Raw genomic sequence first — 24,598 nt, 5'->3', positions numbered from 1 at the left:
AATAAAAAAGCTCAGGAAAACCATGACAAATAGAACATTAACGACGCGCCTTCGTCAGCTGGCGCTGTCTAGCCTGATAGCAGGTTGCGCTTTTGCCGCCCAGGCAAAGATCGAAAAAGTCCGCTTCGCGGTTGATCCAACCTATCCCCCTTTTGAGTCCAAAACGCCACAAGGCAAGCTGGTAGGCTTTGATATCGATCTAGGCAATGCCTTATGTGAACAAATGCAAGCTAAATGCGTCTGGGTTGAAAGCCAGTTCGATGGCATGATCCCGGCGCTGAAAGCGCGTAAATTCGATGCTATTCTTTCGGATATGGGAATAACCGAAGAGCGGATGAAGCAGATTGCCTTCAGCGTGCCACTCTACGATACCCACACCCAATTGATTGCCCGCAAAGGCTCAGGCCTGCGGCCAACGGCAGAAGCGCTGAAGGGGAAAACCGTCGGCGTTCAGCAGGGGACGGTGCAGGAGCGATACGCGCTGGCAAAATGGCAGCCTTATGGGGTTAACGTGGTACCCTACGGCGATCAGGCTCAGGTTGAAAGTGACCTGGTTTCGGGTCGCCTTGATGCAACATTCACCGATGCCGCACAGGCTGCCATTGGCTTTTTAAAACAGCCGCAGGGTAAAGATTTTGAGCTGGCAGGACCTGTTGTTCAGGACCCGATTATTGGTCCAGGCACCGCTATCGGCCTTCGTAAGGAGGATACAGCGCTGAAAACTGCCATTGATAACGCTTTCGCCGAAATCAAAAAAAATGGCACTTTCGATAAGCTGCAAAAGAAATATTTCACTACCGATATTTCCATTCAGCAGTAGCGGCGTCAGGCGGTCTTTATGCCGCCTGTTATCTGGTTAACTGCACGCGCCTGCCAGATGCTGCCAGGCAACAGGATATCGAGCAATTATGCAGCAGCAAAACCATCCACTGTTCAGTGCTACCCTCGGCACCCAGCGCGAAATCATCAGCTATCACTTTGGTTCGCCGGGCGACAAACAGGTGTATATACAGGCTTCGCTGCATGGCGACGAGCTTCCTGGTATGGTCGTGGCTTGGTACCTCAAGCAGCAGCTGCTTAGACTGGAGGCTGAGGGGAAACTCAACGCACGTATTACACTGGTGCCTTTAGCGAATCCAATCGCCATGAGCCAGCACTGGCACGGCAGCCATATGGGGCGCTTCCACAGTGAATCTGGCCAGGATTTCAATCGCCAGTTCCCGACGCTGGGCGCAGCGCTTATCCCTTGCTTAGCCAGCAAACTGACCCAGGACGAGCAGCAGAATCGTCGACTCATCCGTGCGGCTATTAATGCGCATTTCAATCACATCAGCCCTGCCAGTGAGCTTGAATCGCAGCGTTTTATCCTGCTGAGCATGGCGGCGCAGGCTGACCTGATGCTCGATCTGCACTGCGACTGGGAGGCGGTTCCCCATCTCTACACCACGCCTGATGCCTGGCCGGAGCTGGAGCCGCTGGCTCGCTTACTCGGCAGCCAAGTGCAGCTACTGGCACAAATCTCCGGTGGCGAGCCCTTCGACGAAGCCTGCTGTGAACCCTGGATAACCCTGGCTCAGCACTATGGTGATGATTATCCCATGCCGCGCGGGTTGCTACCGGCAACTCTTGAACTGCGCGGAGTATGCGATGTTTCAGCGGAACAGGGCGAACACGATGCCGGGAAAATCATCGCGGCCCTGACCCACGGCGGCTTTATTGCAGGTGATGTAGCGCCCCTTCCCGCCCTGAAAAATCCCCCCCTCTTATTATCAGGCTGCGAATATCTTTTTGCGCCGCACAGTGGGGTGATCCTTCACCGTCGTCAGCCCGGAGAGTGGATAATGGCTGGCGACACAGTTGCGGAGATCCTCGATCCACTCACCGACAGGCTAACACCGATGGTTGCACAATATGGCGGTCTGCTCTATGCCCGCCACTGGATGCGGTTTGCTACCAGTGGCATGCTGGTCAGCCGACTGGCTGGGAAAAATGCCGGGAGAAGTGGGAATTTACTGGTGGGCTGATATAAATGGCCCCCCTGCCATGCCAGTGGGCCAGCGTAATTACTTCAGGAAAGTTTGAAATTAGAATTTGGTCCGGGGTTACAGAAAGCGCATTAATTTTTGCATTTAAATCATCGAAAATACTTTATTCACGATCATTAAGAGATAATTATATGCTTTTATCTTTCGCCCAAAAAGGATGTCTTAGAAATCAAAACACCCATAATTAGGTTTATAACTATGATTGATTTTTTATTAATCTGATCAGGTACTGACCATATAGTGTGCTTTCCATCATTTTCGCTTCTTTCAATACTTCGTCAGCATTGATCCAGCCTCGATTGTATGCAATCTCTTCCAGACAGGCGACCTTAAAACCCTGCCGCTTTTCAATCGTATGCACAAACTGAGATGCTTCATTAAGGCTATCATGGGTCCCGGTATCAAGCCATGCGAATCCACGACCTAAAAGTTCAACGTGGAGGTGCCCGGCATCCAGATACATCTGGTTAATGGTAGTGATTTCCAGTTCACCTCGGGCTGAAGGTTTTACCTGCCGGGCATAATCAACGACGTTGTTATCGTAGAAATAGAGCCCCGTGACTACCCATTGAGATTTTGGCTTAAGCGGTTTCTCTTCAATAGAGATAGCCTTGAATTCACTATCAAACTGCACTACGCCAAACCGCTCCGGATCCATGACCTGATAGCTAAATACCGTCGCGCCTCGCTCACGTTGAGCTACCGTCTCAAGTTTTTGTCCAAAGCCCTGACCGAAGAAAATATTATCTCCCAAAACCAATGCGCATCGTTCGTTGGTGATGAAACTTTCGCCAATCAGGAAAGCTTGTGCTAATCCATCAGGGTTTTTCTGAACAGCATACTGCAAATTAATGCCAAACCGTGATCCATCACCCAGTAACCGCTGGTAAGCGCCAATGTCTTCGGGTGTGGTGATGAGCAAAATATCTCTGATGCCGGAGAGCATCAGAACCGAAATAGGATAATACACCATCGGCTTGTCATAGACAGGCAGTAGCTGTTTAGATACACCTCGGGTTATGGGATACAGTCTGGCTCCAGCCCCTCCCGCAAGTATAATACCCTTCATGGAATCACCTTATTCTCACACAGGCCAATACGTTGATCGCAGTGATGGACAGAATGTATTTTCTTCCACCACAGTTCATTGTTTAAATACCACTGAACCGTTTTTCTTATTCCTGACTCAAAGGTTTCTAACGGAATCCAACCAAGCTGGTTTTTAATTTTATACGCATCGATAGCATAGCGGTAATCGTGCCCTGGTCTATCAGTAACAAATGTAATTAACTCTTTATATGAAAAAGTCATTCCGCCCTTTTCATTCGGAAAAATTTCATCGAGAATATGGCAGATAGTCCGCACCACCTCAATATTTTTTCTCTCATTATGACCACCAATATTATATGTCTCACCAGTTCTACCATCGGTCAAAACTTTATAAAGCGCCCGCGCATGATCTTCAACATAAAGCCAATCACGAATTTGTTCCCCTTTTCCATAAACCGGAATTATTCTATTTTCCAGCGCATTGATAATTGTCAATGGAATAAGTTTTTCCGGAAATTGATAAGGGCCATAGTTATTTGAACAGTTAGTAATGATGACAGGTAATCCAAAGGTTCTCGACCATGCCCGCACCAGATGGTCACTTGATGCCTTAGTCGCTGCATAAGGACTACTTGGAGCATAAGGTGTTGACTCAGTAAAAAGAGAATCGATGCCTTGCAAGTCCCCGTACACCTCATCCGTTGAGACGTGATGAAATCGAAAGGCCTTTTTCTTATTTTCCGGCAAGGAGTACCAATAATTACGCGACGCTTCCAGCAAAACATATGTTCCGACAATATTCGTCTCAATAAAAGCATGAGGACCATCAATTGAACGATCAACATGACTTTCTGCCGCAAGGTGCATTATTGCATCAGGCTGGAAGGTACTGAAAGTAGACTTAATGGCTTCTGCATCGCAGATATCGATCACTTTCACAGAAAAGCGGGAATGATTTGCAACTGGCGCAAGTGAATCAAGATTACCTGCATAGGTAAACTTATCGATAACTAAGAGCTGATTTTCTGTCTGCTCGATAATAAAACGACAAAGGGCGGAGCCGATAAAACCAGCCCCGCCAGTAACGATAATTTTCATAAAGCCTCAGTTCCAACCCAGATATTTAACAGAGTGAGAAGCTTTTAAAACCAGTGAGCCAGGCTCACTGGTTTTATATCATTTACTTATCAAGCCACTCGGTATGAAAGACGCCTTCGCGGTCGATACGTTTATAAGTATGTGCGCCGAAATAATCTCGCTGGGCCTGAATCAGATTCGCTGGTAGCACCGCTGAACGATAGCTATCGTAGTAGGCGATAGCCGCAGAGAACGTCGGTACAGGTATGCCATTTTGTACAGCATAAGCAACAACATCACGCAAAGCCTGTTGGTATTCAGCCGCGATCTTATTAAAGTAAGGAGCTAGCAGCAAGTTAGCGATCTTCGGATTCTCAACATAGGCATCGGTAATTTTCTGCAAGAACTGGGCACGAATAATACAACCCGCACGAAAAATTTTAGCGATCTCGCCGTAATTAAGATTCCAATTATTTTCATTTGACGCAGCCGCAAGCTGTGAGAAGCCCTGAGCGTAAGAAACAATTTTACCCAGATAGAGCGCACGGCGAACTTTTTCAATCAACGCGTCTTTCTCTTTGCTACCTGATAGCTGTTTAACGACCGGACCAGATAATATTTTAGATGCCTGTACGCGCTGTTTTTTCATCGAGGAAATATAACGAGCAAACACAGACTCAGTAATTAAAGACAGCGGTTCGCCTAAATCTAAAGAACTCTGACTGGTCCATTTTCCTGTACCTTTATTAGCTGCCTCATCAAGGATGACATCAACCAGATATTCACCGTCATCCCCTTTTTTAGTGAAAATATCTTTAGTTATATCGATAAGATAACTACTTAACTCACCCTTGTTCCACTCGGCGAAGGTATCAGCCAGCGCTTCGTTTGTGAGTTGCAGACCGTTTTTCAGTAATGAATAGGCTTCTGCGATCAGCTGCATATCGCCATATTCGATGCCATTATGTACCATCTTGACGTAGTGGCCTGCACCGTCGGGACCGATATAGGTGATGCATGGAGAACCATCCTCAGCAACTGCTGCAATTTTTTCCAGGATCGGGGCGACCATGCGATAAGCTTCTTCCTGGCCGCCAGGCATGATAGAGGGTCCTTTCAATGCGCCCTCTTCACCGCCAGAAACGCCAGTTCCGATGAAGTTAAACCCTTCAGCTGAGAGCTCACGGTTACGACGGATGGTATCCTGATAGTAGGTATTACCGCCATCAATCAGGATATCGCCCTTATCGAGGTAGGGTTTCAGAGAATCAATCGTTTTGTCTGTGCCTTCGCCAGCCTTAACCATCAACAGAATACGACGGGGTTTCTCAAGCGATTCGACAAACTCCTCAATGCTAAAATAAGGAACCAGTTTCTTACCGGGATTTTCAGCGATAACTTCATCTGTTTTCTCGCGTGAGCGGTTAAAAATCGAAACGGTATAGCCACGACTTTCGATGTTCAGAGCCAGATTCCGCCCCATGACCGCCATCCCGATAACGCCAATCTGCTGTTTGGACATTAAAAACTCCTGTCAATATGTTGTTTCAGTCTAAATACATTAAGCTGTAAATAGTTACGACAATTTTAACCTAACCGAATCATTACAATCCAGCTTAGCTTAAAAAGGCCAGGGATAAAACCATCAGATTGAAAAATATACAGTTCCTGGAAAAAAAGGCAGGTTTTGCTAAATAAGAGGTCATATCACCGCCAGGCCTAAACCAGCCAAAAAAGTAAAAGAATTGTATTGGGCCTGATTCAGAGAAACTTACTGTTTAGTAAAAATTCTTGTATTTATTTAAATATTATTTATGAAGCCAGCGTGAGTTGCATGATATTATTCAAACACCGTCCCGACGTTCTACTGCAATAAAATTATTAGAGCGCCTGAGTAAATTAATTCCGTCTATGAAACCGAACCAGCAAATGTTCACAGTTGATCCGTGCCGATGACTAAATCCTTCTTCTATGACTATCTCTTGCATCCCTCGAAAAACCATTCGGCTGATTAATACCACACTCTCCCGAAATATTAACCGGAACAGGAACGTAGAACGGTCAACCTCACCGTAATGATTTTAATAAATTTAATATCATTAGTGTCACACGCTCACAGCCGTGCCTTTATCTCTCATTTGGATAATCTCAGCTGAAAGTTTTCATCAATAAATGCGATGAGCAATCTATTTTCGGACGAGACTTACTCTATTTCGCTCATGAAAAAGGATTAACTTTATGCAAAATTATTACAATTAACATAAAAAATTTCTTCATTTTGCGTAATTTAAAGCCAAGTAATTCAGAGAATAGTTTTATATCCGTGAGAAAATAAAAGTCCCGGCGCTATGGCCGGGCTCAATATTAAATTGGAATGTACAGACCCACACTCTTTACTGTATTTCAGCGAAAGCCTTTTGGGTTTTTCGACTGCCATAGCCATGTGTCACGCATCATTTCGTCGATCCCACGGGTCACCCGCCAGTTTAATTCCTTATTTGCCAAAGAGGCATCAGCCCAAAACGCGGGCAGATCACCATCACGCCGCGGTTTGATTTCGTAAGGGATAGTTTTCCCTGACGCTTTCTCAAAAGCCTTGATCATCTCCAGCACCGAGAACCCTTTACCTCCGCCAAGGTTATACGCTTTGTAACCATCCGTTTTGCTCAGATGATCCAACGCCTTCAGGTGGCCTTCGGCTAAATCAACCACGTGTATATAATCACGCTGGCATGTACCGTCCGGGGTTTCATAATCGCCGCCAAAGACACCCAGTTTGTCGAGTCGCCCAATTGCAACCTGCGCGATATACGGCAGCAGATTGTTGGGAATACCGGTTGGATCTTCACCAATTTCACCGGATTTGTGCGCACCAACCGGATTGAAATAACGCAAAGCGATCGCCTTGAATTCAGGCTCAGCCTTAGCAAAGTCGCGTATTATCAGTTCAATCATGTATTTGGAGGTGCCATAGGGACTGGTGGTACCGCCAATGGATAAAGTCTCCACATAGGGAACCGGCGCGTCAGCACCATATACAGTAGCAGAGGAGCTGAAAATAAAATTCCACACGCCGGCATTACGCATCTCTTCCAGCAAAACCAGCGTGCCGCTAACATTATTTTGATAGTATTCAAGCGGCAACTGTGTTGATTCACCAACCGCTTTCAGTGCAGCAAAATGGATTACTGCGCTTATATCGTGGCTGTCAAACAGCTCGCGCAGGCATGTACGGTTAAGCACATCGCCCTCAATAAAAATTGCCTTTTTGCCCGCGAGTTTTTCCACCCGGTTGATGGACTCCCGCGAAGCATTGTGAAGATTATCTAATACAACAACATCATCGCCGCGTTCTAACAGCGCCAGTACGGTATGCGAGCCAATGTAGCCTGCGCCCCCGGTAACCAGAATAGCCATCTCATCTCCCTAATACGGGTTATCACATCAGACTAGAATCAACTTCTTTTTGCCAATATCTTCTGGATTCTTTTCCGGAATATCTGACCCTGACTATGGTTGCGCAAGCCGTAGGTAACGAATGCCTGCATGTAACCGAGTTTGCGCCCGCAGTCAAAACTGTTTCCGGTCATCAGGTGCGCGTCAACCGGCTGTTTTGAATTTAAAGCCGCGATCGCATCCGTCAACTGAATTCGATCCCAGGCACCCGGCACGGTTTTTTCCAGCTCAGGCCAGATGTCGGCAGACAGGACGTAGCGGCCAACCGCGGTCAGATTTGATTGATAAGTTTCCGGGTGCTCCGGTTTTTCAACGTAATCCTTGATGCGGCTAATTTGCCCTTCAGCCTCCAGTTTTTCTTCGGTAGTGATCACCGAATACTCACTGAGATCGATATCAGGATAATGCGAGGCCAATACCTGGCTGCGACCGGTTTGCTCGAAACGGGCAACCATAGCGGCCAGGTTATAACGCAGTGGATCGGCAGTAGCACCGTCAAGTATCACATCTGGCAGCGCAACAACAAAAGGTTGATCCCGCAGCATCGGGCGGGCACAGAGAATTGAATGGCCTAAACCTAAAGGCTGTGGCTGGCGCACGTTCATGATGGTTACGCCAGGAGGGCATATCGACTTCACTTCACTGAGAAGCTGACGCTTTACACGCTGCTCAAGAAGCGCTTCCAGCTCGTAAGAGGTATCAAAATGATTTTCAATCGCATTTTTAGACGCGTGCGTCACCAGAACAATCTCTTTAATACCGGCAGCAACGACTTCATCCACAATGTACTGGATCATCGGCTTATCAACGACAGGCAGCATCTCTTTAGGGATAGCCTTCGTTGCCGGTAACATGTGCATACCAAGACCTGCTACCGGAATAACTGCTTTGAGTTTAGTCATGTCATTTCCATCTGAATGATGTAAAAAATACACATCGATTATGCAATACTGAACTGATATATCAGCATAATATTAATCCGAAAAGTTAGCGTCAGATCCTATCTCGTCGTCCACTTCCCGTTGATTTACAGCCGCTGTTACCGCCTCCTCATCTGTCATGTCAAGCGAACGCAAACCGCAGCGCAAATCTGATGGCTCGCAGTGACAGACCTCAGCCGCTCTTTTCCCACCTGCCCTTCGGCACCTGCAATCATTAGTTTCACGACGTTCTGTCAAAGATCCATACAGCAACCATTGTAGCGGAATACCCATTGGCAAACACACAGCTTACCGCTGCGGGATAGAAATACGCCGGAACGAAATCCCCACACGCATAAAAATTAAGGCCGGTCACCAAATTCCATCCAAACTGTTGCTTATCGAATCAAATTGCACATGCTGAGCATGGACTGAAATCGTCTAACCACTGGGTGTCTGAACGATCTGCTCAAGCACGCGGATGCGTTCACGATACGCAATATACTGGCTAAACTCGGTTTCCACTTTATCACATGCGACTTTGATAACCGTTTCGATGTCGTTCTCCTCCTGTGCCAGGCTGAACAAAATGTTTGCCAGTGACTTATCGTCACCTTCAGCGGCCAGCCAGCCTGAGATAGTATTTTCAATCAGTTCAGGAATGCCACTATGTTGGCTGGATACCACCGGTAAACCTACCGCCATCGCGTCCATCAATGCAACGGGAATACCTTCCATATCCCCACCTTTAGCCGTCAATGAAGGCAGCAGAAAAACATCATCCGCATCAAGACAGGACTTAATCTCCTCCTGCGGCTTAAATCCAGACAGCTTAACGCAGCCGCTTAACTGCAGGCGTAAGATCATCCCCTGCAGCTCGTTGAGCCAATCACCTTTACCAGTCATCGTGTATTCAAACTCCGCCCCCATCGCTTTTAGCCTGGCGCAGGCTTTAATCGCTATATCAAGACCCTTTTATCAGTCAGGCGCGCAACCGAAAGCAGGCATTCGGAAGAGACCGGAAACCGCAGGGTAAAAAAAGTCAGCTTCATAAATCACCCGTGGGATAACCCATCTATGCGCGGCGAATATGACCGGAACCAACGGCTAAACGAATAAGGCTGGCTGCATTGCTGTTGCTCAGCGGCTGGCTATCAACATTATCTTGAATGGATACATCCATCAGGATCCTCACCTCACTGACCATCACGGCAAACTAAAGGGTTTCAGTACGTCCAGAGAATTGGACGTATAAATAATGGCAACAACAAACGTCATGAAGCGCCGAAAGAGATGTTACGCACCCCCCCCTGGTGCGAACGAGCAGCAATAGCCCGCAACCGGCAGGGTCAGCAGCGATACACCACTGGCCGAATGCATCATTCAAAGCCCCGTCCCGATTGGGATTAACCTTGAGATTTTATGGAAAAATAGGGAACTGCACGGATTTCCCCATTGATAACCATTGCAACAAATCCGGCAGGTTTAGCCCTATCGACTTCCTCATCCTTCAGGGCGCGTGAAGCCAATAGCAGATCGCCCTGTGCGTTAGCGCCAATCCCCGCTTTACCATTGTGCAGCGTAAAATGGGGCACCAGCGGCCGGGCTTCGGCCGGCGGGTCACTTCTTGCCATCCGGCTGTCGAATCGCGCACAGCGGCCCGCAATAAAGCAGTAATTCGTTCAAATGCCACTCTGGCTGGCACATAGCGCATTATCAGGTGTTTTAAGTGGCGTCCGGGTTTGCTTTGGACGCCATTACAATGCCTTCCCCTGCAGGGTTCCGGTCATGGCGTCTCATACATTTCAGGCTTATATCAGACGGCGAAGGGGGGCTATATTCACATTTAAACAGCTGAAGATATCTACGCACAGAAGAAAAAATCTCAGGGCAACCTGACAGGGTATACGCTCGCCTCAGACAAGAGAGGAAACGTACAGGGTTATGTGGTGCAAAGCGGTGCTTTCGTTGACTCTGATAATTAACGCCGCCCAGGTGATCCTGAGCGGCGTGCTGTTTGTCTCAACCTTTTATCTGGCCATTCTGCCACTGATGCAGACGCTTTAGTGCTTCATCTTTCAGCTGACTACGCAAAATATCATCAAGATGTAAAGAGTAGTCCGGGTTATCCCAGCTGCCATAGATTCGCAGCGGTATCGGCGTTTTTTGCAGGTACTGAACCAGCTGGCTATCTCCCTTCCAGCCCCCTGCTACCGTGACGGCAAAAAGTACGTCGGTGGTACGATGCTGCATATCGACCTGCCCCTGTCCCTGTAACGTCATCACCTGATTTTCGCCCTGAATATCCTTCAGGCTGATCACCCCATTATTCAGATTGGCGCTGGCGCTGAGCTGCTGTAAAGTCCCTGTTGCTTCTTGCTCATCGGACTGAACAAGGCCATTGCTGCGACGGGCGGCCTGCTGGATCATGCGTACAAAATTCAGCCCGGAAAATTTAGCCTCTTGCAGTTGCAGGCTGGCATTTCCCTGCCAATCTTGTTTAGCCGCCTCCAGGCTCATCCCTTTACCCGCGAGAGCGCCTTGCACACTCAGCTTGCCGCTAAGAACAACTGGCAGATCAAAGGCTTTAAGCAAAGGAGCAACATCAAGGTCTTGTAAATCCGGCTTGACGCTCACCAGCGTGTACTTGCCACGCACATTAATACTGGCCGGTAGCGAAAAATTACCCTCGGCACTTTTTCCGTTGAAGCGCGAAAACGTCAGTAGTCCTTTATGATTAGTGGCATCAAGCTGAACATTGTTAAATGTCATTCCGCGCCATTGAAGCTTATCCATGACAATTGCCAGGGTAGCATCAATCTTATTTAGCGGGGAGTTAGCGCTATTATCTATTGCCGGTAGGGCAATGATCGGCGGCTGTGACCGGCTCAGTGCGCCGCTCTGCTCACTGCCTCCTGACAACTCACACCCCATTAGCGTATCAAGGTTAAGATTAGCGGCATGAAGATTAACGTTCAGCTGCGGATAGCCCGTCAGCGAACCGCTGATGTTACCGTCTATCTGGCTGTCGTTAGCGCTGAGCATGATATTTTTCAGGCTGAAGTGCTCACCGGTATTTTGCCAGCCCGCGTCAAACGACACCTTGCCTTTGATACCTTCTTCCGGCAAATCTGGCCCCGACAGTTGATACTGGGCCTCATCGACCTGAGCGCTGAGGCGATCAGGATACTGGCTGGCATCCATTTCACCGTTCAAGGAAAATTGCAGCGTACGTAAATTACGGCTCAGCTGGCTACTGAAATCAAAACTTACCTGTCGGTGGCGATCCTGAGACATAGAAAAATTTACGCCCCGCAGATTCAACTCATTTCCGTCCGGCTGCTGCCAAATCACCAGGCTATCACTAAGTCGCAGATTAGCAATGTCAAATGACCAGTCGTCACCAAAAGTCGAGGTCAGTTGACTGCTGTCGACTGGGGCAACCGGCGCACCATCTGGGGACCGCCTCTGACTGTCACTGGTCAGACGCAGCACCGCACCTTTCAACATCACCTGTTTAACCGACAGCCGATGAGAAAGCAACGGCAGTAAATTGACGTCAAGACGCATATTGTCGGCGGTGATAACTGGCTGCGTGGCTCCCGGTGCCTGAAGTGTCATTCGGCCCGAAAGAATACTGAGCTGCGGCCAGACGTGCCAGCGCAAATTACCATCAATGGTCATCTTGTAACCACTACGCTGCTCAACCTGACGCGCCATGTAGTTGCGAAAGTCGTTAGGATTGACCAGTAGCACCAGCGCCGTCATTCCGGCCGCTAACACCACCACTAAAATAGCAAGCGTGGTGATTAATCGTCTCATGCCATCCTCTTAAAGGTGTTAATCTTTATCAATCCTGCTGGCTACTGCGCCCTGCTGGTCACGGTACTTGGCATCCTGCCGGCGGTTATATGGCCGGGCGGCAGGACCAGAAAGCGGCTCAAAACTCAGTGCGCCGATCAGCATTCCAGGTCGTAGTGCTAACGGCAGCTTACCAGAATTATAGAACTCAAGAACGATCCTGCCTTGCCAGCCCGGATCGATGCGGTGCGCGGTGACGTGGACCATTAAGCCGAGACGCGCCAGCGAGGAGCGGCCGTCCAGCCAGCCAACAATATCATCTGGCAATGTTACCTCTTCATAGGTTACCGCCAGTGCCAGCTCGCCGGGATGGAGGAAAAATGCCTCGTTTTCCGCCAGTACGATCTCCTCGCTCATTACCCGATCAAGTGCGGCGCTTACCTCATCTTTTGGGCCGCTCAGGTCTATATAAGCCGCGGTATGGCCGCTAAAGGTACGAAATTTATTACCAAGACGCACGTCTACCGTGGCACCATTAATGCGCTCCACAGGCGGACGTGGCGCGATCGTCAGCTTACCGCTGTCAAGCCAGGCTTCAATATCACGGTCGCATAATCTCATTTAACAACTCCGGGCTTTGTTTGAGGAATTTTGCAGCGTCGTCGCTTTAATCCTTTACAAAAAACTGATTAATTTTGGCTTTCAGAATATCGATAGCAATGCGGTTTTTTCCGCCGCGCGGGACGATGATATCGGCATACTGTTTCGACGGCTCAATAAACTGCAAAAACATCGGTCGTACGGTTTTTTGATACTGCTTCATCACCGAATCCATCGAACGGCCGCGCTCGTTAACATCACGCTTCATGCGTCGCATCAGGCAGATATCCAACGGCGTATCCACGAAAATTGAGAAGTTCATCTCCTGACGCAAACGTGCATCGGTAAGTAACAATATACCTTCCAGGATAATGACCTTTTTCGGCTGATGGCGCACAATTTCACCGGTGCGGGTATGCTCCACGTAGCTGTATACGGGCAAATCTATTGCCTGTCCTGCTTTAAGCATTTGCAGATGTCTGAGCAATAAATCATGATCCATCGCGCTGGGATGGTCATAGTTTGTTTTAATGCGCTCTTCCATGCTCAGATGGCTTTGGTCTTTATAGTAGGCGTCTTCGGGGATCACGCCAATATGCTCATCGCCCACTTTGTCACGTACTTCGCGATAGAGGGTACTGGCAATAAGACTTTTACCTGAGGCTGAGGCGCCAGCAATACCTACAATGACGCACTGGTGAGACTTGTCAGTCATACAATTAACGACCTGGTTTCTAAACGGGTAAGGAAGGGAAAGGTGGCCTGGTAGCCAACGGTGTTAATTATAGGGATTTCCCCCCTCCCGCGCCAGATAAAATGCTGCACAATGCTTTTCAGATTAAGCCGTTAGCCCTGAATTGATGAAACCCATAAACTCTGACAGTACGACTTCATACCCCGTTTTTTGGTTGGATATCCGCGTTCAGCGGCGAGACAGGATCCTATCAGCCGCAAAACCGGCCAGCAGGCGCACAACACAAAGAAGGAAGCGAGGTGTTCTGGAAAACCCTGACTTACCCTGGCGACAGCATGTTGCTGATCCCAACAGCCATCATGCTGGCGCTGATTATTTCATTCAAAAGCAGCGATAAACGTACCGTATGGCGTTGGATATTAACGTTTGGACTCGCGGGTCTCATCGTCAGCCTGTCGAAAATTGCCTTCCTCGGCTTTGGCATTGGCAGCGCGCTTCAATTTTACCGGTTTCAGTGGTCACAGTGCGGTGTCTGCTGCGCTCTGGCCGGTTTTTCTCTGGCTATTGAGCGCCACGCTGGGTGAAAGTCGCAGACGTTATATTGTTATCGCCATCGGTTATTTTATCCCGCTGATGGTGGGCGTTTCACGTCTCGCTCTCCAGTATCATTTACGGAGCGAAGTTATTGCCGGTTTGATTTTGGGTTACACCGTCAGCAGCCGGCAGCCCCGTGGTTTCAATCATTAAGGTTTATCACATCGCCTGCACCGTTTATGCCTGCCGTCTTGCCCTCTTTGCGCCGCCAGGCTAATCTCCTGTGCTTTTTAACCGTGGGTGAAGCGCGGATGTATATTGGTTTTGATTACGGTACAGCTAATTGTTCGATTGCGGTGATGGAAAACAACGTCCCTCGCCTGCTGCCGCTGGAAAATCAATCACTACTGCTGCCCTCAATGCTCTGTGCTCCGGCGCGTGATGCCGTCAGCGAGTGGCTGTATCGCCATCACCAGGTTCCCACACCTGACAAAGAGAACCTCGCGCTGCTGCGCCGTTCAATACATGCCAACCGTGAAAACGATATCGAAGTAAAACCTGACAGTATCCAGTTCGGCCGCGCGGCGCTAAAACATTATATGGCCGATCCTGACGACACCTGGTTTGTTAAGTCGCCTAAATCCTTTCTCGGCTCCAGCGGACTCAAGCCGGCGCAAATCGTCTTTTTTGAAGATCTGATCTGCGCCATGATGCTTCACATCCGCCAGCAAGCCGAAGGCGTGATGCAAACCACGATAGATCAAGCGGTGATTGGCCGCCCGGTGAACTTTCAGGGGCTGGGGAGTGAGGAGGCGAACCGTCAGGCGGAGGGCGTTTTGCAGCGCGCCGCCATCCGCGCCGGCTTCAAAGAGGTTGCCTTTCAATTCGAACCTGTTGCTGCCGGGCTTGATTATGAAGCAACATTAAGCCGTGAGACGCGCGTTCTGGTGGTTGATATTGGCGGTGGAACCACCGACTGCTCAATGTTACTGATGGGGCCGCGCTGGTGGCAGAAAACCGATCGCACTGACAGCCTGGTTGGTCACAGCGGCTGCCGCGTTGGTGGCAACGACCTCGATATTATGCTCGCCTTTAAGCAGCTAATGCCGCTACTGGGTGCCGGTGGCGAGACGCATACAGGCCATGCTCTGCCCGCACTGCAGTGGTGGAACGCCGTAGCGATAAACGACGTGCCGGCACAAAATGATTTTTATGCCAGCGGTAATCGTAAGTGCCTGGAGGATTTGGTTCGCGACGCAAAGCAACCAGAGAAGGTCCAACGCCTTGTGAATGTCTGGCAGCAGCGCCTGAGTAACCGTCTGGTTCAGGTGGCAGAGGAGAGCAAAATCGCCCTCTCGGAGCGCAGGCAGACCAGCGCAAGTCTGCCATTCATTGAACAGCAGCTGGCAACCTCAATGACACAGCAGGATCTGGCGCTGGCTATCCGGCAACCGCTTGAACGTATGCGTCAGCAAATTGACCTGGCTTTAGCCAGCAGCGAGACCTGTCCGGAGGTGGTTTATCTGACAGGAGGCAGCGCCCGTTCGCCACTGCTACGAGCGGCGGTGAGCCAGATCCTACCGGATACGCCGCTGGTCAGTGGCGATGATTTTACGTCGGTTACCGCAGGACTGGCCCGCTGGGCGCAAACGCTCTTTGGTCGCTGAGCAGGTCGACACCCGCTAATTGAGCGAATTATTATTCAGGCGACGTTTTGCTTAGCGGGAAAGATGAGCGCTCTGCCAGGATTCAGCCGGCCTGCGAGCGCCCTGATAACGGCAAGATACAGAATGATTACCAGGCGCTGGCCTGTGCCAATTTTTCAATTTCCATCGGATTGAGTTTCAGCGCGGCGGCTTTTACCAGCTCGTCGAGCTGACTTAACGACGTAGCACTGACGATCGGCGCGGTAATACCCGGTCTGGCAATTTGCCAGGCCAGTGCCACCTGCGTTGCCGATGCACTGTGCGCTTTTGCGACCTCGTCAAGCGCATCGATAATCCGCAATCCGCGCGGGTTGAGATATTTCTCTACCACACCCTGCCCACGCTTACTTTTATTAGCATCAGCCGGTTTACGATACTTACCACTGAGAAAACCACTGGCCAGCGAATAATAATTGATCACGGCGAGACCGTTATTTTTCGCCAGGTCTTCCAGACCTGCTTCATAATCTTTACGGTCGTAGAGATTGTATTCCGGCTGCAAGGTCTCGTAACGTGCCAATCCGCGATCGGCACTTATCTGCAGCGCTTCTGACAGCCGTTCTGCGCCATAGTTAGAAGCACCAATCACCCGCACCTTACCCTCTTTGATCAGCGCATCAAACGTCTCAAGCGTTTCCTGTAGGGGCACATCCTGATCGTCACGGTGGGCCTGATAGAGATCGACATAATCGGTTTGCAAGCGACGCAGTGACTCTTCAATTGACTGACGAATATGTTTACCACTCAAGCCGGTACGGCCTTCTCCCATATCCATGCCAACTTTAGTGGCAAGGATTATTTTGTCGCGTTTACCGCTTTTCTTCAGCCAGTTTCCAATAATCGTTTCGGACTCGCCACCCTGGTTACCCTCAACCCAACGGGAATAGCAGTCAGCGGTATCAATGAAATACAGCCCTTTCTCCAGCAAAGCATCCAGCAATGTAAAAGAGGCTTTTTGATCGACAGTCCAGCCAAATACGTTGCCGCCGAACGTCAAAACCGGCACACGAATGTCGGTACGGCCCAATTGACGATGTTCAAGCTTGCTCATGATTTATCTCCTGTTATCACGTTTTTTGCGTCCCCATAAGCATAAACAAAATTTTCCGTCCTGCTTTGCAAGAAAGCACAGACCTCTTTTCAGTAGGTAGCACAAGACTTACGCTTATCTAAGCGTTATCCTTAACTCCCTCTTTTTTAGCATTATGCACAGTTTACACTCAAAATGGGCGTCATCTGACGGGTCGCGTCCGTGGATTTAATCTTACGTTCAGGAGAGAAACTATTACGATGAACGGCTTACGTCGCCCGGCAAAAATTGGACTTTTCATACTTATCGTTGTGCTTATTTCCGGTGGCGTTTACGGCTGGCGTCATCATCAAACCAACGATGGGCAGAAGGACGACGCCTCTGTTCACCAAAATCCGGGCGGACGTCGGGGAGCGATGGCCATGCTACCGCCGGTGCAGGCGGCGGCGGCTCTGCAACAAAGCGTCCCCCGCTATCTTACCGGACTGGGTACCGTCACTGCCGCCAGCACCGTTACCGTACGCAGCCGGGTTGATGGCAATTTAATCGCCATTCACTTTCGCGAAGGTGACCAGGTTCAGGCCGGACAGCTGCTGGCGGAGGTCGACCCGAGACCCTTTAACGTCGCTTTAATGCAGGCCCAGGGTCAGCTGGCGAAAGATCAGGCTACGCTGGTCAATGCCAGGCGCAATCTGAAGCGTTATGAAACGCTGGCAAAATCCAGCCTGGTTTCCGCGCAGGACGTTGACGCTCAGCGCGCGCTGGTTAATGAAACGCTCGGCAGCATTACGGCCGATCAGGGTAGCATCGCAAGCGCCCAGCTCAATCTCGACTACAGCCGCATCACCGCGCCGATCGGCGGTGTTGTCGGCTTGCGACAGGTCGATGCCGGCAACTACATCACCAGCGGTGATACTAACGGTATTGTGGTCATTACCCAGACTCACCCGATCGACCTGCTCTTCAGCGTGCCGGAAAACGATATCAGCGATATTCTTGCCGCCAGAAAAGCGAAGAAGGCACTTAGCGTCGAGGCCTGGGACCGCAATAACCAGAAGTTGCTGGGTAGTGGTACGCTGCTCAGCATAGATAACCAGATTGATACCACCACCGGCACCATCAAGCTAAAAGCCCGCTTTACTAACGATAATGATGCCCTGTTTCCCAATCAGTTTGTTAATGTCCGTTTAAAAATAAATACCTTACAGAATGCCGTGGTGATCCCGACCGCCGCACTGCAAATGGATAATGAAGGTCACTTTGTCTGGGTGATTAATAGCGACAACAAGGTCAGTAAAAAACAAGTCACAACCGGCATTCAGGATAGCAACGCGGTGGTCATCAATGCCGGGCTGAATGAGGGCGATCGTGTTGTCACCGACGGCATTGATCGCCTGACAGAGGGTGCCCAGGTAGAAGTGGTCTCCACCAGAAATACGGCCGCCGCCGGCACCACAAATCCTGCCTTAACGCCACAGCCGGAGGGTTCCTGATGCAGGAAATACTCCCCAGCAGCACCGGTGGGCCTTCGCGCCTGTTTATTCTGCGTCCGGTTGCTACCACCCTGCTGATGATTGCTATTATGATCGCAGGCGCAATCGGCTACCGGATGCTGCCGGTATCGGCGTTGCCAGAGGTTGATTATCCGACGATTCAGGTCTCTACCTTCTATCCAGGTGCCAGTCCGGAGGTCATCACTTCCTCAATAACCGCCCCGCTGGAACGCCAGTTCGGCCAGATGTCCGGCCTCAAGCAGATGGCATCGCAAAGCGCCGGGGGGGCCTCAGTCATCACGCTGCAGTTCCAACTCTCGCTGCCGCTCGACGTGGCAGAACAGGAGGTGCAGGCGGCGATCAATGCGGCAACGAATCTGTTACCCAATGATCTGCCAAATCCGCCGGTTTACAATAAAGTCAATCCGGCAGATCCACCGATTATGACGCTGGCACTCACCAGTAACAGCATACCTTTAACGCAGTTGCAGGATATGGTGGAAACCCGGGTCGCACAAAAAATATCGCAGGTGGCAGGCGTCGGTCTGGTCACTCTCGGCGGTGGCCAGCGGCCTGCTGTGCGGGTAAAAATGAACGCCCAGGCGATTGCAGCGCTCGGACTCGACAGTGAAACGCTGCGAACCGCGATCACCAATGCAAACGTAAATTCCGCCAAAGGCAGCCTGGACGGGCCGACGCGCTCAGTCACCCTTTCTGCCAACGATCAAATGACGTCTGCCGAGGATTATCGCCGTCTTGTGGTCGCCTGGCATAATGGCGCTCCTGTTCGGCTGGGCGATATTGCCACCATCGAACAGGGCGCAGAAAATCAATGGCTTGGCGCCTGGGCCAACCGCCAGCAGGCAATTATTCTTAATGTCCAGCGCCAGCCGGGCGCTAACATCATTAAGACGGCCGATAACATCCGCAGCATGTTGCCAGCCCTGACCGCTTCGCTACCGAAATCCGTCGACGTAAACGTGTTGACCGACCGTACCACAAATATCCGCGCCTCCGTAGGTGATACGCAGTTTGAGCTACTGCTGGCCGTCGCGCTGGTGGTGATGATTATCTACCTGTTTTTACGCAACCTGGCCGCCACCATTATTCCGGCCGTCGCGGTGCCACTTTCACTGATTGGCACCTTTTCGGCCATGTACTTTCTTGGCTTTTCAATCAACAACCTGACGCTGATGGCTCTGACCATCGCCACCGGATTTGTGGTCGATGATGCCATCGTGGTTATTGAAAATATCTCGCGCTATATCGAAAAAGGTGAAAGCCCGCTCAGTGCCACGCTAAAAGGCGCCGGTGAAATCGGCTTTACTATTATCTCGCTGACCTTTTCACTGATAGCCGTGCTGATCCCGCTCCTGTTTATGGGCGATATTGTCGGGCGTCTTTTTCGCGAGTTCGCTATTACCCTCGCCATCGCTATTCTCATCTCTGCGGTCGTGTCGCTGACCCTGACGCCAATGATGTGCGCGCGGCTGCTCAGCGTGGAGTCTCTGCGCCGTCAAAACCGTTTTTCACGCGCCAGCGAGGCTTTTTTTGAGCGCTTGATTGCCGGTTACGGCCAGATCCTGCAACGGGTGCTTAACCACCCTTGGGCGACACTCACCGTCGCGTTAAGTACCCTGCTGCTGACCGTCCTGCTGTGGATTTTTATTCCTAAGGGTTTCTTCCCTGTGCAGGACAACGGCATTATTCAGGGAACGCTCCAGGCGCCGCAGGAGATCTCCTGGCAAAAAATGGCCGCGCGTCAGCAGGAGGTGGCCGCTATCGTGATGAAAGATCCTGCGGTTCAGAGCGTGGCCTCTTTCGGCGGTGTCGATGGCACCAACCCTGCGCTGAACAGTGGCCGTCTGCAAATAACCCTGCGACCGCTGGATCAGCGCCACGACAGTATGGAGACAGTTATAGAACGTCTGCAGAGGCAGGTATCACGCCTGCCTGGCATGGCACTCTATTTGCAGCCGGTGCAGGATCTGACCATCGACACCCAACTCAGCCGTACGCAGTATCAGTTCACGCTTCAGACAGGTTCGCTCACCTCGCTGAGCCACTGGGTACCACTGCTGTTGGAAAAGTTACGTCAGCTGCCACAGCTGAAAGATATCAGCAGCGACTGGCAGGATAAGGGGCTGGAAGCGTATATCCGGATAGATCGCGACAATGCCAGCCGCCTCGGCATTACTATGGCCGACATTGATAACGCACTGTATGACGCGTTTGGCCAACGCCTGATATCAACTATTTACACTCAGGCTAATCAGTATCGCGTAGTGCTTGAACAGGATACCCGCAGTACGCCCGGCCTGGCGGCTCTTGACAATGTGCGGATCAAATCCAGTAATGATGTGATCGTACCGCTGAGCGCTATTGCAACCATCAGCGAACGCCACAGCCCGCTGGCGATTAGTCATCTCGACCAATTTCCTTCAACGACCTTCTCGTTCAATGTCGCACCCGGTTATTCGCTGGGTGATGCGGTTACAGCGATCAGCACGGCCGAGCAGACGCTGGCAATGCCTGCTGAAATGATGACAAAATTTCAGGGCAGCACCCTGGCCTTTGAAGCGGCATTATCCAGCACCGTGTGGCTGGTCGTCGCCGCCATTGTCGCCATGTATATCGTGCTCGGCGTGCTTTATGAGAGTTTTATTCATCCGATCACTATCCTTTCTACACTGCCAACGGCAGGCGTTGGCGCGCTGCTGGCTCTGTTAGTCAGCGGCAGCGAGCTGGATATCATTGCGATCATCGGGATCATTTTGTTGATCGGCATCGTAAAGAAAAATGCCATTATGATGATCGACTTCGCGCTGGCCGCCGAACGCCAGCAGGGGATGGCACCACGTGAGGCCATCTTTCAGGCTTGTCTGCTGCGTTTCAGACCGATTTTGATGACCACGCTGGCCGCTTTGCTGGGCGCACTACCGCTGATGCTGGCAACCGGTATCGGTGCCGAACTGCGACGGCCGCTGGGGATCGCGATGGTCGGCGGGCTTATCCTCAGTCAGATCCTGACGCTGTTTACCACGCCGGTCATCTACCTGCTGTTTGACCGGCTGGCTTCCGCGCTGCGCAGACAGTCTAAGCAGCAGGAGGCGTAATGCGATTTTCAGGGCTGTTTATTCACCGGCCTGTCGCCACGATACTGCTTACACTGGCAGTCGTTATGGCAGGCGCGCTGGGGTTTCGTCTGCTGCCGGTTGCCCCGCTTCCGCAGGTGGACTTTCCGGTGATAGTGGTCAGCGCCAAAATGCCAGGTGCCTCACCAGAAACGATGGCTTCTTCGGTTGCGACGCCACTGGAGCGCTCACTCGGCCGCATTGCCGGGGTATCAGAAATGACATCCAGCAGCACCCTGGGCAGTACACGGGTAATACTGGTATTCGATTACGAACGCGATATTAACGGCGCCGCCCGTGACGTACAGGCAGCACTGAACGCCGCACAAAGTCTGCTTCCAAGCGGCATGCCTAATCGTCCGACCTACCGAAAAGTGAATCCGTCCGATGCGCCAATCATGATTATGACGCTGACGTCGGATACCTATAACACCGGCCAGCTGTACGATTATGCCTCAACGCAGGTGGCACAAAAGCTACTCCAGGTTGAAGGCGTTGGCGATGTGACAGTTGGCGGTAGTTCTCTGCCTGCGGTGCGGGTAGATCTCAATCCTCAGGCGCTGTTTAATCAGGGCGTATCCCTTGATGCTGTGCGCGAGGCGATTAGCAACGCCAACCAGCGGCGTCCGCTGGGCGCTATCGACGGACTGGAAAACCGCTGGCAACTCAAAACCAACGATGAGCTAATGAAGGCTGAAGATTATAGGCCGCTTATCGTTCATTATAATCAAGGCGGGGCGGTGCGCCTGCAGGACGTCGCGCACGTTAGCGACTCGGTACAGGATGTGCGCAATGCCGGGATGGTTGATGGCAAGCCCGCAGTGTTGATATTGATCCGCAAAACGCCTGAAGCCAATGTGATTGAAACTGTCGATCGCATCCGTGCCACCTTACCGGAGCTGCGCGACAGCATCCCGGCATCCATCCGTCTCAGTGTGGCCCAGGACCGCTCACCCACCATCCGCGCTTCGCTACGTGAAGTAGAACAATCGCTGGCAATCGCCGTTGGACTGGTGGTTCTGGTGGTATTTAGCTTTTTACGCAGCGGACGCGCAACGCTAATCCCGGCGGTGGCGGTCCCGGTTTCACTCATCGGCACCTTTGCCGCCATGTATCTTTGTGGGTATAGCCTGAATAATCTGTCACTGATGGCGCTGACCATTGCCACCGGCTTTGTCGTGGATGATGTTATCGTGGTGCTGGAGAATATTTCGCGCCATATTGAGGCCGGAATGAAGCCAGTACAGGCTGCACTGAAAGGGACACGTGAGGTTGGCTTTACCGTTTTATCCATGAGCCTGTCGCTGGTGGCGGTATTTTTACCTCTGGTACTGATTGGCGGCCTGATCGGCCGCTTTTTTAAAGAGTTTTCTGTCACGCTGTCAGTGGCAATTGCGATTTCAATGCTGGTTTCAGTCACTCTGACGCCGATGATGTGCGCCCGACTATTACGCCCACAGCGTAAGCATAGCCAACGGCGGACACGCGGTTTTAGTCGCCTGACAAACGGTTTGCTGCAAGGCTACGCCCGTTCACTCAATTGGGTGCTTGATCATTCACGCTGGATTATGTTGCTGTTCGTCGCCACCTTTGGCCTGACCATTTGGCTCTATATCATCGTGCCGAAAACCTTTATGCCGGAGCAAGATACTGGTCGCCTGATGGGTTTCATTCAGGCCGATCAGAGCATTTCGTTTCAGTCAATGCGCGGCAAACTGCAAGACTTTATGAAAATCGTGCGCGACGACCCGGCAGTCACCAGCGTTGTTGGTTATACCGGCGGCTCGCGTACCAACAGCGGCTTGATGTTTGTCGCACTCAAACCACTTTCAGAGCGCCGCGACAGCGCCCAGGCCGTGATCGCCCGTCTGCGCGCAAAGCTGGCAAAAGAGCCGGGTGCCAATCTCTACCTGATGGCCGATCAGGATTTACACATTGGCGGGCGCGAAGCCAATGCCAGCTATCAGTACACGCTGCTGTCAGATAATCTCAACGATCTGCGACGCTGGGAACCTAAGGTGCGTCAGGCATTTTCACAGTTGCCGGAACTGAGGGATGTTAACTCCGATCAGCAGGACAAAGGCTCCGAGCTGGCGCTCATTTACGATCGCAACGCGATGGCAAGGCTCGGCATTACCACCCAGCAGAGCAACGCGCTCCTGAACAATGCATTTGGACAGCGACAGATTTCGACTATTTATCAGCCACTCAATCAGTATAAAGTGGTGATGGAGGTCGCGCCGCGTTACACCGAAGATGTCAGCGCGCTGCAACACATGTTTGTCATCAACAGCGCGGGTAAGCCGATCCCCCTGTCGGCATTTTCGTACTGGCAGCCCGCTAATGCGCCGCTTTCAGTTAATCATGAGGGGCTATCTGCCGCCTCGACCCTCTCCTTTAACCTGCCCCAGGGGGGAACGCTATCGGCGGCGTCTGTCGCCATTAACCGCGCAATGGTCTCGATCGGTGTTCCTGCCAGCGTACGTGGTTCATTTTCCGGCACCGCACAGGTTTTTGAGCAGTCGCAGGGAAACCAATTGCTGCTAATCATTGCCGCCATTGCCTGTGTGTATATCGTGCTGGGGATACTATATGAAAGTTATGTGCATCCACTGACGATCCTTTCCACGCTCCCTTCGGCTGGCGTTGGCGCGCTGCTGGCACTGATGCTGTTCGGCGCACCTTTTAGTCTGATAGCTCTGATAGGTATTCTGCTGCTGATAGGGATTGTGAAAAAGAACGCCATTATGATGGTGGATTTTGCACTCAACGCGCAGCGTACTGCTAATCTTAGCGCCCGCGAAGCCATATTTCAGGCCAGCCTGATGCGATTTCGGCCCATACTGATGACCACGTTGGCGGCGCTGTTTGGTGCATTGCCACTGGCGCTGAGCAGCGGCGACGGTGCCGAGTTGCGTCAGCCGCTCGGCATTACCATTGTTGGTGGACTGGTCATGAGCCAGCTACTGACGCTATACACTACGCCGGTGATCTATCTCTATATGGATAAACTACGTCGCCCTGAGCGAAACGCTGCGATTTCAACGTTCAAATGAGG

General features: G+C 51.2%; 16 protein-coding genes and 2 pseudogenes. 7 read left to right on the top strand and 11 right to left on the bottom strand.

Annotation, left to right across the window (positions count from 1 at the left end; all coding sequences use genetic code 11):
- Positions 1 to 22 precede the first annotated feature (22 nt).
- Positions 23 to 820, top strand: coding sequence for an ABC transporter substrate-binding protein (locus BM191_RS09730; protein ID WP_092877595.1), 798 nt, complete (start codon positions 23 to 25; stop codon positions 818 to 820).
- 88 nt (positions 821 to 908) lie between these two features.
- On the top strand, positions 909 to 2,024 hold the full coding sequence (locus tag BM191_RS09725; RefSeq protein ID WP_092877593.1) for a succinylglutamate desuccinylase/aspartoacylase family protein: 1,116 nt from the start codon (positions 909 to 911) through the stop codon (positions 2,022 to 2,024).
- 217 nt (positions 2,025 to 2,241) lie between these two features.
- Here BM191_RS09725 and rfbA read toward each other — a convergent pair whose 3' ends face one another.
- The 10 genes and pseudogenes from rfbA to udk form a co-directional block, all read right to left on the bottom strand.
- Positions 2,242 to 3,114: a glucose-1-phosphate thymidylyltransferase RfbA gene (gene rfbA / locus BM191_RS09720; RefSeq protein WP_092877591.1), complete on the bottom strand. Its 873-nt coding sequence runs from the start codon at positions 3,112 to 3,114 to the stop codon at positions 2,242 to 2,244.
- The gene (rfbB, locus tag BM191_RS09715) at positions 3,111 to 4,193 is read right to left on the bottom strand and encodes a dTDP-glucose 4,6-dehydratase (protein ID WP_092877589.1); all 1,083 of its coding nucleotides are present in this window, start codon (positions 4,191 to 4,193) and stop codon (positions 3,111 to 3,113) included. The genes rfbA and rfbB overlap by 4 nt, the downstream gene beginning before the upstream one ends.
- A gap of 82 nt (positions 4,194 to 4,275) precedes the next feature.
- A complete protein-coding gene (gene gndA, locus BM191_RS09710; protein WP_092877586.1) occupies positions 4,276 to 5,694 on the bottom strand; it encodes an NADP-dependent phosphogluconate dehydrogenase in 1,419 nt (472 codons plus the stop codon).
- Positions 5,695 to 6,575: 881 nt separating this feature from the next.
- A complete protein-coding gene (gene galE / locus BM191_RS09705; protein ID WP_092877584.1) occupies positions 6,576 to 7,589 on the bottom strand; it encodes a UDP-glucose 4-epimerase GalE in 1,014 nt (337 codons plus the stop codon).
- A gap of 38 nt (positions 7,590 to 7,627) precedes the next feature.
- Positions 7,628 to 8,530, bottom strand: a complete 903-nt coding sequence (gene galF, locus BM191_RS09700) for a UTP--glucose-1-phosphate uridylyltransferase GalF (RefSeq protein ID WP_092877583.1) — start codon at positions 8,528 to 8,530, stop codon at positions 7,628 to 7,630.
- Positions 8,531 to 8,989: 459 nt separating this feature from the next.
- A pseudogene (locus BM191_RS09695) lies at positions 8,990 to 9,552 on the bottom strand (glycosyltransferase); the annotation flags it as partial.
- 402 nt (positions 9,553 to 9,954) lie between these two features.
- Positions 9,955 to 10,182, bottom strand: a complete 228-nt coding sequence (locus BM191_RS09690) for a hypothetical protein (RefSeq protein ID WP_092877581.1) — start codon at positions 10,180 to 10,182, stop codon at positions 9,955 to 9,957.
- Positions 10,183 to 10,570: 388 nt separating this feature from the next.
- Positions 10,571 to 12,370: an outer membrane assembly protein AsmA gene (gene asmA, locus BM191_RS09685; RefSeq protein WP_092877579.1), complete on the bottom strand. Its 1,800-nt coding sequence runs from the start codon at positions 12,368 to 12,370 to the stop codon at positions 10,571 to 10,573.
- Between the two features lie 18 nt (positions 12,371 to 12,388).
- Positions 12,389 to 12,970, bottom strand: a complete 582-nt coding sequence (dcd, locus tag BM191_RS09680) for a dCTP deaminase (protein WP_092877578.1) — start codon at positions 12,968 to 12,970, stop codon at positions 12,389 to 12,391.
- A 46-nt stretch (positions 12,971 to 13,016) separates the two neighbouring features.
- Positions 13,017 to 13,664: a uridine kinase gene (udk, locus tag BM191_RS09675; protein ID WP_092877576.1), complete on the bottom strand. Its 648-nt coding sequence runs from the start codon at positions 13,662 to 13,664 to the stop codon at positions 13,017 to 13,019.
- Between the two features lie 278 nt (positions 13,665 to 13,942).
- Between udk and BM191_RS09670 the strand changes: the two are divergent.
- Both BM191_RS09670 and yegD read left to right on the top strand, forming a co-directional pair.
- Positions 13,943 to 14,363 (top strand): annotated as a pseudogene (locus BM191_RS09670) (phosphatase PAP2 family protein); the annotation flags it as partial.
- A gap of 125 nt (positions 14,364 to 14,488) precedes the next feature.
- A complete protein-coding gene (gene yegD / locus BM191_RS09665; protein WP_092877659.1) occupies positions 14,489 to 15,844 on the top strand; it encodes a molecular chaperone in 1,356 nt (451 codons plus the stop codon).
- Between the two features lie 127 nt (positions 15,845 to 15,971).
- On the opposite strand, the gene BM191_RS09660 is transcribed toward yegD, so the two are convergent.
- Positions 15,972 to 16,934 carry an aldo/keto reductase gene (locus BM191_RS09660; protein WP_092877574.1) on the bottom strand — a complete coding sequence of 321 codons (963 nt, stop codon included), beginning with the start codon at positions 16,932 to 16,934 and terminating at the stop codon, positions 15,972 to 15,974.
- Positions 16,935 to 17,173: 239 nt separating this feature from the next.
- Here BM191_RS09660 and BM191_RS09655 point away from each other — a divergent pair, with 239 nt between their 5' ends.
- From BM191_RS09655 to mdtC, 3 genes are read left to right on the top strand one after another with little or no spacing between them, the layout of a single operon-like run.
- On the top strand, positions 17,174 to 18,406 hold the full coding sequence (locus BM191_RS09655; protein WP_092877572.1) for an MdtA/MuxA family multidrug efflux RND transporter periplasmic adaptor subunit: 1,233 nt from the start codon (positions 17,174 to 17,176) through the stop codon (positions 18,404 to 18,406).
- On the top strand, positions 18,406 to 21,522 hold the full coding sequence (locus BM191_RS09650) for an MdtB/MuxB family multidrug efflux RND transporter permease subunit (protein ID WP_092877570.1): 3,117 nt from the start codon (positions 18,406 to 18,408) through the stop codon (positions 21,520 to 21,522). Before BM191_RS09655 ends, BM191_RS09650 begins: the two co-directional genes overlap by 1 nt.
- Positions 21,522 to 24,596, top strand: coding sequence for a multidrug efflux RND transporter permease subunit MdtC (mdtC, locus tag BM191_RS09645; RefSeq protein ID WP_092877568.1), 3,075 nt, complete (start codon positions 21,522 to 21,524; stop codon positions 24,594 to 24,596). The genes BM191_RS09650 and mdtC overlap by 1 nt, the downstream gene beginning before the upstream one ends.
- Positions 24,597 to 24,598 lie beyond the last annotated feature (2 nt).

This window comes from Izhakiella capsodis (assembly GCF_900115045.1).
GTDB classification, from domain to species: Bacteria; Pseudomonadota; Gammaproteobacteria; order Enterobacterales; family Enterobacteriaceae; genus Izhakiella; species Izhakiella capsodis.
Note: the sequence above shows the minus strand (reverse complement) of the source record. Positions and strands in the feature narration are given on the sequence as shown.

What these genes read in the sequence shown, in the direction of transcription:
- BM191_RS09730 (WP_092877595.1), top strand. Translation starts at nt 23, where the DNA reads ATGACAAATAGAACATTAACGACGCGCCTTCGTCAGCTGGCGCTGTCT.
- BM191_RS09725 (WP_092877593.1), top strand. Translation starts at nt 909, where the DNA reads ATGCAGCAGCAAAACCATCCACTGTTCAGTGCTACCCTCGGCACCCAG.
- rfbA (WP_092877591.1), bottom strand. Translation starts at nt 3,114, where the DNA reads ATGAAGGGTATTATACTTGCGGGAGGGGCTGGAGCCAGACTGTATCCC.
- rfbB (WP_092877589.1), bottom strand. Translation starts at nt 4,193, where the DNA reads ATGAAAATTATCGTTACTGGCGGGGCTGGTTTTATCGGCTCCGCCCTT.
- gndA (WP_092877586.1), bottom strand. Translation starts at nt 5,694, where the DNA reads ATGTCCAAACAGCAGATTGGCGTTATCGGGATGGCGGTCATGGGGCGG.
- galE (WP_092877584.1), bottom strand. Translation starts at nt 7,589, where the DNA reads ATGGCTATTCTGGTTACCGGGGGCGCAGGCTACATTGGCTCGCATACC.
- galF (WP_092877583.1), bottom strand. Translation starts at nt 8,530, where the DNA reads ATGACTAAACTCAAAGCAGTTATTCCGGTAGCAGGTCTTGGTATGCAC.
- BM191_RS09690 (WP_092877581.1), bottom strand. Translation starts at nt 10,182, where the DNA reads ATGGCAAGAAGTGACCCGCCGGCCGAAGCCCGGCCGCTGGTGCCCCAT.
- asmA (WP_092877579.1), bottom strand. Translation starts at nt 12,370, where the DNA reads ATGAGACGATTAATCACCACGCTTGCTATTTTAGTGGTGGTGTTAGCG.
- dcd (WP_092877578.1), bottom strand. Translation starts at nt 12,970, where the DNA reads ATGAGATTATGCGACCGTGATATTGAAGCCTGGCTTGACAGCGGTAAG.
- udk (WP_092877576.1), bottom strand. Translation starts at nt 13,664, where the DNA reads ATGACTGACAAGTCTCACCAGTGCGTCATTGTAGGTATTGCTGGCGCC.
- yegD (WP_092877659.1), top strand. Translation starts at nt 14,489, where the DNA reads ATGTATATTGGTTTTGATTACGGTACAGCTAATTGTTCGATTGCGGTG.
- BM191_RS09660 (WP_092877574.1), bottom strand. Translation starts at nt 16,934, where the DNA reads ATGAGCAAGCTTGAACATCGTCAATTGGGCCGTACCGACATTCGTGTG.
- BM191_RS09655 (WP_092877572.1), top strand. Translation starts at nt 17,174, where the DNA reads ATGAACGGCTTACGTCGCCCGGCAAAAATTGGACTTTTCATACTTATC.
- BM191_RS09650 (WP_092877570.1), top strand. Translation starts at nt 18,406, where the DNA reads ATGCAGGAAATACTCCCCAGCAGCACCGGTGGGCCTTCGCGCCTGTTT.
- mdtC (WP_092877568.1), top strand. Translation starts at nt 21,522, where the DNA reads ATGCGATTTTCAGGGCTGTTTATTCACCGGCCTGTCGCCACGATACTG.